The organism is Neosynechococcus sphagnicola sy1 (assembly GCF_000775285.1).
GTDB classification, from domain to species: Bacteria; Cyanobacteriota; Cyanobacteriia; order Neosynechococcales; family Neosynechococcaceae; genus Neosynechococcus; species Neosynechococcus sphagnicola.
Map to the genome: position 1 here is coordinate 26,236 of NZ_JJML01000025.1, position 11,474 is coordinate 37,709.

6 protein-coding genes and 1 pseudogene are annotated in these 11,474 nt (G+C 47.2%); 3 read left to right on the forward strand and 4 right to left on the reverse strand.

Going from position 1 to position 11,474, the window contains the following annotated elements:
• Positions 1-219 precede the first annotated feature (219 nt).
• The 3 genes from DO97_RS25110 to DO97_RS11715 all read right to left on the reverse strand — a co-directional run bounded on the left by DO97_RS25110 (position 220) and on the right by DO97_RS11715 (position 3,419).
• Positions 220-723, reverse strand: a complete 504-nt coding sequence (locus DO97_RS25110) for a cytochrome P450 (protein ID WP_204368596.1) — start codon at positions 721-723, stop codon at positions 220-222.
• A gap of 13 nt (positions 724-736) precedes the next feature.
• Positions 737-1,549, reverse strand: a complete 813-nt coding sequence (locus DO97_RS25115; protein WP_204368597.1) for a cytochrome P450 — start codon at positions 1,547-1,549, stop codon at positions 737-739.
• A 187-nt stretch (positions 1,550-1,736) separates the two neighbouring features.
• Positions 1,737-3,419 carry a lipoxygenase family protein gene (locus tag DO97_RS11715; protein ID WP_036533591.1) on the reverse strand — a complete coding sequence of 561 codons (1,683 nt, stop codon included), beginning with the start codon at positions 3,417-3,419 and terminating at the stop codon, positions 1,737-1,739.
• A 912-nt stretch (positions 3,420-4,331) separates the two neighbouring features.
• On the opposite strand from DO97_RS11715, the gene DO97_RS11720 reads away from it, so the two are divergent.
• From DO97_RS11720 to DO97_RS27645, 3 genes and pseudogenes are all read left to right on the forward strand, one after another.
• Entirely contained in the window at positions 4,332-5,519 is a 1,188-nt protein-coding gene (locus tag DO97_RS11720) for an efflux RND transporter periplasmic adaptor subunit (RefSeq protein WP_162182989.1), read from the forward strand.
• A gap of 84 nt (positions 5,520-5,603) precedes the next feature.
• A pseudogene (locus DO97_RS26535) lies at positions 5,604-7,723 on the forward strand (efflux RND transporter permease subunit).
• Between the two features lie 17 nt (positions 7,724-7,740).
• On the forward strand, positions 7,741-8,808 hold the full coding sequence (locus tag DO97_RS27645; RefSeq protein WP_204368599.1) for an efflux RND transporter permease subunit: 1,068 nt from the start codon (positions 7,741-7,743) through the stop codon (positions 8,806-8,808).
• A 196-nt stretch (positions 8,809-9,004) separates the two neighbouring features.
• Here the strand turns inward: DO97_RS27645 and DO97_RS23165 are convergent, their stop codons facing one another.
• Positions 9,005-11,194 carry a galactose oxidase-like domain-containing protein gene (locus DO97_RS23165; RefSeq protein WP_081980729.1) on the reverse strand — a complete coding sequence of 730 codons (2,190 nt, stop codon included), beginning with the start codon at positions 11,192-11,194 and terminating at the stop codon, positions 9,005-9,007.
• Between the last annotated feature and the right edge of the window lie 280 nt (positions 11,195-11,474).

Here is an 11,474-nt window from a genome sequence, read left to right on the forward strand (position 1 = left end):
CGAGTCAGGTTAAAGGGTTAACTAGTAGTCTACTGGCTTTGGCGCTAACTTCAGTCCATCATCGAAATCTTGACCTGAGGCATACTAAACCTAAAAATCAGAATCCATTAAGGATAATAGTTGCATGTCTGGATATGTGTGCTCAGCAGCAGAAGCTTGGAGTAATCTGGCGAATAATCCCTATGGCGAATGGCCAAGATCCGATCTGCTCCTAACGTATTATTTCTTACTGAGTTTAACCTTGACACCATCACGGGGCATAATCGTACCTGAAAAATATTGTGTGTCATAAGTAGTCCCAGGCTCAAGCTCTATTAAGTATTGCGAAAGGATACTCACTAACTTAACTTTTGTACAGAATAAGGTAAACGCCATTCCAATGCACTGTCGAGGGCCAGCACCAAAGGGAAAATAGTGGAAAGGAGGAGGCGCATCTATAAAGCGTTCAGGTATAAATTCATTAGGATTCTGCCAATGATTAGGATTACGGTGGAATGCCCAGCTACTGATAAAGATTTGGGTTTTTTCCGGAATTTTGTAGTCCCCCAATGTTGGAGATTTTCCTGCAATAACTTCCCGAATAAATAAGGGTACAGCAGGATATAACCTCAATGTTTCCTTGATAACAAGATCAAGATAATGGAGTTGATTAATATCTGCGAGATGGAATTCACCCTCATAATCTACGAGTAATTCACTCAGCTCAGCCTGCAATTTTTGCATGACTGCTGGGTTTTTAGCACATAAAAAATATAGCGGCAGCTACGGCTTCGGCAACATTTCTTGTCCCTGCGGTAAAAGTTGTTGATAGTTCCTCTCGTAATTGTGTTACCGATAGTTTGGTATCCTTAATCACAAAAGATAACAGGTCAATTCCCTGGGAATCGGTCTGCTGTTGGTGTTGATGAATTTGATCTTCAATGAAGGAATTCCATCGCTGTCGTTGCAGCCAAAATACTGGGTTTAGAGATAAAGGATAAGGCAAAAAAGCTTGTCCTCCCCGATTATTCATTTCCTGCATTAACATGTTAAAAGCATCGAAGTAGCTACTATCCATCTCAGTTCCTAGGATGGTGAGACCAAAGATCTGAAAGGATAAGTTCACCAATCCACTAAATAGCTCTACTGATTTAGGTATTGAGCTGGGCTGTAAAATTTCTAAATAATTCGTGGTTTTTTGCTGAATAGTTGGCAAGATCCGCTCAAAATAATTGTCAATATGAGCGGCTGAAAAAGGGTGATTTTGGCGTTTGAATTCCCAGTCTTTTCCATTGCTCAAGAAAAGGCTGTCCCCCATCACTGGTTCAGCTGCACTGCGAGGAGCATTTTTGTAATAGTGATCGCGATCGCTAACTAACACTTTTTCAATTAAGCCTGAATCATTAATCAAAATATTGGCTTGATTGAACAACCAAAAACACATTATATCGCCATAAGCCAATCCATACTCATACAATCTAATATGAGAGGGCGTGTCTACAAAGTCTAAAGAATTGCCAATTAAAAATTTAGGTTCGGGGCCAGGAATACGGCTGAGATCGTTTGACATATGACCTTAACTCCCAAGAAAAAATGGAGGTTTATTAACTCCGGACGGCAGCTTTTAACTTGCTATTAGGAGTCTATAAATCGATCGATAACTATGCAATCATTAAATTCGGGTGTTGCTTAATCCAAGTATAAATTGAAGATCTTGACAATATCACAAGCCAAGTACAGGTAAATTTTGTGATTCCCTAAATATTTGTACTATTAGGTACGTTGGAGGGCAAGAGAAATACATACGGCTCAAGTCGAGTCTCATTCCGTGCGGTAATTTTATCCTCGACTTTTTTCAAATTTCCCTGAAATTTAATTAATACATTCTGAGCCCGAACATCAACAAATTCATTGTCTGGATAGCCTAAGCGATTTGCCCGAAAAACAGAAAGAGTTTTCATTAGCTCTAATTGCTTTGCGGCTAGTTTTTGTGGAGGAAGAATTTTCAGAATCGTGGTTTCATCGATCGTCGGATCGCTACTCGGAGGGGCATAGGTAGCTAGGGGCATGTTAGGGACAAAGGCCATGTAGTCGTATTGGGGATAATTCACCGCAGCGTGTTGTGGGCCACTGACAAAAATTAGCTGCGTTGCTATCTCAACTAACTGATCTAGGGTGGTAAGCTCACCATTGGGAACCAATCCTTTGACATTTCCCCCCTCAGGAGAAATAAGCTTACTCACCCAATTCTTTAGTTCGGTATCCTTGAGGATTTTGTCTTGGGACGTATAGTAGAGATTCAGATAATCCCTTACGTAGTTTTTAATTGCATCCCACAATAACAGTGCATCATCTCGGTAGGGGTAGTCGGGTAAGAAATTCTCGCCCTGTGCATCTAAATCGGTTTCCCCAATGCCTCGCCGGGTTAGCTCTTTCGGTACTGCAAACTCTGTAAAGTTTTCGAAGTATTCCTGGATGGCTGCTTTAATGACGCTGATGGAGGCTTCCAGTGTGCCCGCGAGCAGCGTATCTGCATAGCCACCTTTGCTGATCAATTGTTCTCGTGCTAGTTCATTGATTGCCAGAGTGAATTGAAAATGGGGCTTGAGGAGAATGGAAAGAGGATGATTGGGGGCTAGCTCATTGGCGGTGGCCAGCACAAATGGTTCTAAAACTAGATGCGTTCGACCTAGATGACTGATCGCTTCGTGATAGTTGCCATCTGCCATCTGGGCAAAGATTTTTGCCATAAACCAATGCATCCCATCCCTTGGGGTATATATTGGATTGATTATCGGGTCAGGTTTCTGATTAATTTGAATGGCGATCGGTGCTAAATTCCCGCGATAATCACCATAACCTGTTGGTTTCCAGCAGTACAAGACTAAGGGAGCTGCAATGGTTTTTGTTCCTCTTTCGTAGTGTCCTGGGGTCAGTCCATCCAGCCCCTTATAGTTCGTGAGGAAGAGTCTCCCTTCAGCGATCGCCTCTGCCAACGTCTTTTTGGTTGACATAATTTTTTGAAACATGGCATCTGTGACCGGGAAGTTATCCGGTAATTTGCTAATTACGCGCTCAATGACCATCGGGTTTGCACCCGCAATGCGTTGACGGGCAAAGACAGCATCATGTCGGAAGGTTTCTAGAACTGAGGGTTTGGGCAACAGTGGAAACATCTCCTGATAATCTTCTAATTTCTCGAAGGGATCGAAGATATTCTCGATTTTGCTTGCTAGGGTATTCACAATTAAGGAAACCAGCCCCTTATCGCGCTCTAGCAAATATTTGAATGAAAACATTTCCGATTGAGGCAACGTTTTAATTAGTAGTATTCCCGCAGTCTGGCTATATTGATAGTCTTCTCGCTGTTGCGCGATCGCCTGATTTCGCTGTAGCTGCTGATCAGGAGTATCATCTTGGGGCAAACTCGGTGGGAGCATAGCGCAAATCTCCGAATTCTAAGTTTTCGCCGATTCAAGTATTAAAAGTTGAATGACCTAGTTCACCACCCATAGGAGGTATCAGAGACCTAGCCACCCATATTCAACCTGTTTTAGGACTGAAATCTGCTATTTCTCCCCTTGATCAGGGTTGATATAGATGTCCTATAGCGAGCATGATTCTCGTACCTTATAAAGTTAGAAAACCGTGATGATCCTTCACTCGTGAACCGAGGCAAGGCCTCGAAAGCCTATAAATAGTACAAATAAATTGAAATGACAATTGCTAGTTTGGACAGACAGCAATTCTCCGATAAGTTCCGATAAGTTATGAGTAAACTACCATTAAATGTTGCAAGTTTCCTAACAGATAAGGAAGCTAAATATTCTCGACCAGCGAAAAATCATAGACTAATATCATGTCCACATTCCTGGCAAGCTCTGGTATCTCCACCATGGGTAATAAGCTGTTTGTCACAAGCTAGGTACAGGTAAATTGTGTGATTGCCAGAAAGGGTAGATTCATACCACTCATCAGCAACGCCAGATGACTGCTGCGAGGTAACTTCCTACTGCCATAGGGATTTTTAACCGCCAGCGATGCTCAGCATGAGAATAATTCTCGTTTTTTTGCCTAATTGCTAGGGCTGAAATGGTCATTCGCCTTCAAAACTTAAAAAGAAGTACAAAAGCACCAAAATGAGAATTACTGTTGAACCGCTATCTGAACCAAGTTTTGAAAAATGTGCTAACCTACTTCGGGTTATCTGGAGATACATCCAACTTCTTTAAACTACGTATTCTATTGCGATCGCAGCGCATGATTTAAAAAATATTTAGCTTGTATTAACTTCAAGAAAGACTATGCTTAGGGGTCGGCTCCAGTATTCGGGATGCGTGCTCAGTGCTCTGATGGGTACTGTCTTGGCTTTCGCCACTGGCTGTAGTAAACAAGCAGCAATTGCTCCGCCAGCCGCTTTCCCTGTGCAACTCCTAGAGCTGCAACCCGCCTCGGTTCAAGATACCACTGAGTTTGTGGGCAAGCTAGAAGCGATCGCCCAGGTGCAGGTGCGATCGGAAATTCAAGGCACCATCCAAGAGATTTTGGTGCGTGAAGGCGATCCCGTGGCTGCCGGAACGACATTGATCAAACTCCAGCCCGATCAAACGGTGCCCCAGCTCCAAAGTGCTCAGGCTGCGGCCAATGGCGCTATCTTGGCACGGGCAACCGCATTTAAAGATCGTCAAGTTTCTCAAGCTCGGCTGTTAACGGCTCAGTCGGACTTAGACCTGGCTCAGACCAATTTTAAGCGCGCCCATTATCTCCTGAATGAAGGGGCGATCGCGACCCTGCGCTACGACGAGGCCAAAAACCAGCTGGATGCGGCCCGCAATCGACTCACTGCTGCTAAAGAGCAATTTCAGGCAGCAGATATTGCTATTTTGCAAGCCACCGCCAATGTTCACCAGGCTCAAGCTGAGGTAAAAGCAGCCAAGGTCAGTGTCGGATTTAAGCAAATCGTCGCTGCGATTCCTGGGATTGTGGGGGATTTACCCGAGCGGGTAGGGGACTATGTGACGACGGGACAGGTGGTCACCACCCTGACCCAAAACAATGCCTTGGATTTGCGCCTCTCCATTCCCTCCAATCGGCTGAATCAGTTGCGGTTGGGGTTGCCAGTCCAGTTGGTTAATCCCAACACCAAGGAACAGCTCACAACTGGCCGTATTAATTTCATTGCCCCCAGAGTGGATGCGGCCAATCAGGTGATTCTGGTCAAAGCTCGGTTTCCCAACAACGGCCATCGACTCAAGGATGGGCAGTTTGTGGAAGCATGGGTGATCTGGAGTCAACGCCCCGGAATTTTAATTCCGACCAATGCGGTCAAGCGACTGGCAGACCAGGCTTTTGTTTATGTCGCCCAAGCCGGAACGACCCCAGGGAAATCCCAACAGATTGTACGCCAACGACCTGTGCGGTTGGGTACGATCCAAGCCGGAAAGTACCAGGTGCTGGAAGGATTAAGTCCGGGCGATCGCATTGCCGTGTCCAATATCCTCAAGCTCAAAGAGGGCACCCCTATTCAGCCCCAAACCTAGCTTTTGTTGGATGACGAATCGCCTCCACTCCTTGAGGCTGACAGCGGTTACAGGGCAGGAACTAAGTCAATGGTGAGTGAGTGAATGAGCATTTCAGATACCTTCATCAAGCGCCCCGTCTTAACCACGGTTTGTTCCCTGGTGATTCTCCTGGCGGGTTTGATTGCCTTACCCCTGCTGCCGATCGCCAAATTGCCCCAGATTGCCCCGTCGCGGGTGAATGTGGTCGCCACCTACAGTGGGGCGGATGCCAAAACCGCTGAAGACACGGTAACGACGATCGTGGAGCGGGAAATCAATGGGGTCGAGAACATGCAATATATGTCCTCGAACACCAGCAACAATGGGGTGAGCAATATTAGTGTGGCCTTCCCCACCGCGATCAATCGCAACGAGGCTCAGGTCAATGTCCAAAACCGAGTCTCCCAGGCAACGCCCAAACTGCCGGAGGTGGTGAATCAAACCGGGGTATCAGTCAAGGCGGCCTCTCCCAATATTCTGCTGGCCTACGCCGTCTATTCCGAGAAAAATGCCAAGGGACAGCCGATTTATGACACCTCCTTTATCAGCAATTACATTGACCTGTTTGTCCTGGATGAAATCAAACGGATTTACGGGGTTGGGGATGCGCTGCTGTTAGGGGAACGCAAGTATGCGATGCGAATCTGGCTTGATCCCAATCAACTAGCGGCGCGAAATCTGACCACCAGCGATGTGGTGACCGCCCTCCAGCAACAAAATATTCAGGTGGGAGCGGGTCGGATTGGTCAGGAACCCATTTCGCCGGACATCCAGTTTGCCATTCCCCTCCGAGCCGCCGGACGATTTAAAACAGCGGCCGAAGCCGCCAATCTAGTCCTGCGGGTGGGAGAGGATGGCACCCTGATTCGGATTAAAGATGTGGGGCGGGCGGAACTGGGAGCCGAAAACTATGACCTGAATGCCACCTTTAATGGTGAACCAACGGCGGGTCTTACGATCTATCAATTGCCCGGTACCAATGCCCTGGATACCGCCAATAACATCAAAGACAAAATGGCGGAACTGGAGCAGAGCTTTCCCCCGGCCTCAAGGCGGAGATTGCCTTTGATACCAGCCTGTTTGTCGAGGTGGCGATTCAAGATGTGGTTTCCAACACCTTTCAAGCGATCGCCATGGCGGTTTTGACCATCTTGATTTTCCTTCAGGACTGGCGCTCCACCCTGATTCCCACCCTGTCGATGCCGATTGCAATGTTGGGTTCCCTGTCGGTGATTCTCGGTCTGGGGTTTGAACTCAACCTGCTGACCTTGTTTGGCATCATTCTGGCGATTGGGACGGTCACCGATGATGCCGTGGTGATTGTGGAATCGATTAAGGTCAAGCTAGAGGAGGGGGCAAGACCCTTGCAAGCGGCCCTGGATTCGATGCGGGAACTCAGTGGGGCGACGATTGCCTCGGCGTTGACCCAACTGGCGGTGTTTCTGCCGGTGTGTTTCTTTCCAGGAACGACGGGCATTGTCTACCGTCAGTTTGCCGTCACCTTGTCTGCGGCCATTGTCTTTTCGACCTTTAATGCCCTCACCCTTTCTCCCACCCTGGGGGCCTTGCTGCTACGCCCTCCGGGACAGGCGAATACCATCATTGACCGGGGGGTTAACTTCCTGTTTGGTTGGTTGTTTCGCGGTTTTAATGTCGTCTTTGGGGCGATCGAGGGATTCTATGGCTGGCTGATCGAAAAACTCACCCAGATGCGCCTGCTGGTGATGGTAATTTTTATCGGGGGGTTGCTGGCGACGGTGTTTATGTACCAACAGGTGCCCTCCGGTTTTATTCCAGAAGAAGATCAGGGCTATGCCTTTGTGATTGGGCAGTCGCCCCCGGATGTTTCCCTGAGCTATACCCGCAATGAAGTGGCAAAGGTGAATCAAATTCTCCAGGACTTTCCCGAAATTAAATCCAATCTGGGCATCGCTGGCTATGGTTTTGATGGCAATGGCTATAACCAGTATCTGGTGTTTCTCAACTTCCAACCCTGGGAGGATCGTCCCGCTCCTGGTCAAACGGCCTTTGGTGTGCTGAGACGCCTGAATGCCCGACTCAGAAAGGAGATTACCGGCTCTCGCCCCGTGGCGGTGAATGCTCCTCCGGTGGATGGGCTAAGTACTACGGGGGGATTTGAGTTTCAGTTGCAGAATCGGGGGGGCTGCCCGTTGAAGCCCTGATTGATACGGCCAACCAGGTGATTGCTGCGGCGAATCAACGACCCGAACTGCAAAACGTGTATACCGGTTTTACCGCTGGGACGTCTCAACTGGAAGTGAATGTCAACCGTTCCCTGGCTAATTCCTTAAATGTAGATGTGGCGGAAGTTTTCAAAACCCTGCAAACCTATCTGGGGGGGAACTATGTCAATGACTTCGTGCTTGGGAATCGCCAATATCGGGTTTATGTGCAGGCAGAAGGCGATTACCGCACCGATCCCAAGGTGTTGCAACAGCTCTCGGTGCGATCGCGGGATGACAATCTGGTGCTATTGGGGAATTTGCTGACGATCAATTCCTTTGTTTCACCGCCGACCCTGACCCATTACAACGTCTATACGTCGATCAAAATCCAGGGTGGCCCGGCTCCCGGTTACAGTTCAGGACAGGCGATTCAAGCCATGGATGAGGTGGCGGCGGCAGTCCTGCCAACGGGTTTTGGTTACGAATGGACAGGCGCTGCCTTAGAAGAAAAAGCAGCGGGGGGAGCTACCTTGATTCTGTTTGGCCTGGGATTTGTACTGGTATTTCTGGTTCTGGCTGCCCAATACGAAAGTTACATTGATCCGACGATCATTATGCTGACGGTTCCCCTCTCCACTCTGGGAGCGCTGCTCGCCATTTGGTTCCGAGCTAATTTCTTGCAGGTAGGGGGCATCTGGCCGATCATTAACAATGATATTTATGCCCAGGTGGGGCTGTTGATGCTGATTGGGATGTCGGCGAAAAACACGATTTTAATTGTGGAATTTGCTAACCAGTCGAAGGCCGAAGGCATGAGCATTACCCAGGCGGCGATTACCTCGGCGAAATCCCGGTTTCGCCCGATTATAATGACCGCTGTCTCTGGTTTGGTGGGGTACATCCCGCTGATGACGGCGGTGGGAGCGGGGGCTATGAGTCGCTGGTCGATCGGTACTGTCAGTTTTGGAGGATATCTGATTGCCACGATTTTAAGCCTAGGGCTGGCCCCGGTACTTTACATCGTAGTTAAGACGATAGAAAAGAATTTTTTCCAGGCAAATGTTCAAACTTCTGAATCCTAACCTCCGAGCCATGGGGAAGCCCATTCAAGCAACCTTGGTGATGGATCTTCTTAGAGGATGTTTTAAAAGGGTAGGCTTTAGCCTTAAATACAACTCAGAGGCGCGATCGCAAACCCTGGAACCCTGATTCTCTCGTATTAGCTTCTAGGTAGCTAGGGTGGTGAAACACACCCTGAAAGACTTTTAAAACATCCTCTTAGTTATCCCCTAATCCGCTAGGTACATAATTCAAGTCACTGGTGATCAATAACCGATCAAGACTGGTGCCATCTTCACGATAGGCAACCGTCAGTTTGTGCGAACCCAGTGATAATTTCCAGTTGACTTCAGTATTGCCGACATTTGCATCCCGGACATCATTCCACGCCCAATTTGAAGACAACGGGATATTGTCCCATTTGTACCATGGGCCGCTATCTACCTGAACCCAGAAAGAATTATGACTCGTTGTTGGTGCGATCGTCCGGCCCCAGATTTTATAAGTTCCTGGCAAGTTAACCTTAAGGGTATAGGTGTCAGTGCCATTTTCTGGAGGTTGATTCAAGGCGTTATTGCCTGATCCAATAGTAATATAGTGACCACCAGAGGCTGTGCTACTGGATAGGTTTTGCATTGGTGCTACTAAGCTACCTGATTCTGCCTCAACCCAAAACTTGGATTTACCCACTTCCATTATTTTTGCAATTGAAGGGACTCCGTTGTTATTAATAATAAACAGCATATAGTAGCCAGGTGGCATAATATTGGCGTTTGCAGGCGCAGTAACTGATAGGCTGTTATTGCCAGGTGTAAATGAAATTGGTACATAGCGTTGCTCCATGTTGGTCGAGTGGGTGACAGAGCCAAGACGAACCATTGCTACCTTTTCAATACTATTTGCCTGAGAGGTACTAATTGTAAAATTTTGCCCATAAGCTACTATTTCTGGGGCATATTCAATGGTAGGACGGAGGGCTATATCTCCAGAACCATCATTCTTAAAAAGATAAGGGGGGGAATAAATTTCGGCATTCATTTCCAAATAGTTTGCCGTTGTACAGTCACCGCAAATGCCTCCCCCTGCAGAGAGTACTCTCCCATCTGGCAGCAACAGGGCAGTCGAATGATACTGACGGGGTATCTGCATACTTGCTAATGTTCGCCACTTCCCTGTTGCAGGATTCCATAATTCAGCAGCATAAATTGCTGCATTTAAATCAACCAGACGTTGAGTTTTGCTGTTAAGACCACCCGTTACCAAAACGGTGCCATCGGCCAAAACAGTGAGGTTGTGCTGTCTCCGACCATACTGCATGGAGCCAGTCGTAGAGATCTGTACAGGAGAATTATTAATGTTAAGAACCCTCGCACTGGCTTCTGGAAAACTGACCGCATCTCCCCCTGCCCCACCAGCCACTAGAATTTTACCGATGTCATACATGGCATAGCTACCGTAGGTACGGTTGATACCGTCGCGCCCACCGAGATTTTGCCAAGCGCCAGTTCCACTTGTGTTGAGGTAGCGCAGAGCATTATTAGGGCCAGCATAAAACGCTTGGCCATTCGGAGCTGCTTGGAGCCAGGGATAGGTAGGTAAAGTAAGATTGGCTGCGGTCAAAGTGCGCAGTGTTCTTGAAAGTGAGAGAATTTCAGGAATTGTCGCCCATGTCGTTGGTGCAGAGATTTGCCTGCCCGATGTGATTAACATATCGCCGCTGGCCAAAGCAGTTACGGAGGGGTACCACCGTTGATATTGCATGGATGGTCCAAGCGTCCAAGTATTCGTAGTTGGATCGAAAAAGTGAGTTGCTTTGATCCCATCTAAATTACTGTTCAGAGTGCCGCCAGCGCCAAATACTATGCCGTTTGGCAAGTTAGCATGGCCACCGCAAAACAGGTTCCCATCCTCGGTTTTTTTGTTGACATTCGTATGTTGATTAGTGATGGGATCCCAGACGGTAGCCCGTGTTGTGTTTGGAATGCCAGTCGCTGAATCCCAGGCCAGTACTTTACCATTCTTCATCAAAGTAGCGTGGATGGTAACGACTGGCCAATCGTATACATCTGACCACTGACCGAGAATATAGCGCTGGGTTGGGTCATCTGGAATTAGAGCAACTCTCTGACGACTTTTACTAATTTGCAAAAGTCGTTGCTCTGCCTTAGTATCCATCCTGACGTCATCTTGCTTAAAATGCTCTAGAGCAGGGTTGATTCCTGAGAAACTCGCTACTGATACTTTATATGCTATGGCCTTCTGGTTGATTTGCATCCCTACTGTAACAACCAGTATGCATACTAAACCAGGCATCAAAGCTTCTAATAAAAATTGCCGCCATCGCTTAACAAGTGGTTTTATACCGTCATATTTTTTGAGATATTTTTTCCTGTTGAAAAAATCAGACATAAAAATATTTGCCCTTTGCTCTAGCCTGCCAGTTCTTGATAGCTATAGAATCCATTTGACATTTTCTGAGGCCGAAGTGGCTAAGTGCATAAGCAGTCATTGAATAAAATATAGGTTGTATTTCCCTGATATTGTCTATAGTCCAATTAAAGGTTTTTTTTACCAGATTCCTGCAAGGTTTCATCCAATCACTCGTGTGTTGAATGACCCTTGAGATTGCGCCAGGAACAAATCGGGATTTTCCCAGAGCATAGTTTTCGGCTTTTCAGGGCTTGGGAGA

Excerpts from the sequence above, each read along its gene's own strand:
- DO97_RS23165 (WP_081980729.1), bottom strand. The coding sequence starts at position 11,194 with ATGTCTGATTTTTTCAACAGGAAAAAATATCTCAAAAAATATGACGGT.
- DO97_RS25110 (WP_204368596.1), bottom strand. The coding sequence starts at position 723 with ATGCAAAAATTGCAGGCTGAGCTGAGTGAATTACTCGTAGATTATGAG.
- DO97_RS11715 (WP_036533591.1), bottom strand. The coding sequence starts at position 3,419 with ATGCTCCCACCGAGTTTGCCCCAAGATGATACTCCTGATCAGCAGCTA.
- DO97_RS25115 (WP_204368597.1), bottom strand. The coding sequence starts at position 1,549 with ATGTCAAACGATCTCAGCCGTATTCCTGGCCCCGAACCTAAATTTTTA.
- DO97_RS11720 (WP_162182989.1), top strand. The coding sequence starts at position 4,332 with ATGGGTACTGTCTTGGCTTTCGCCACTGGCTGTAGTAAACAAGCAGCA.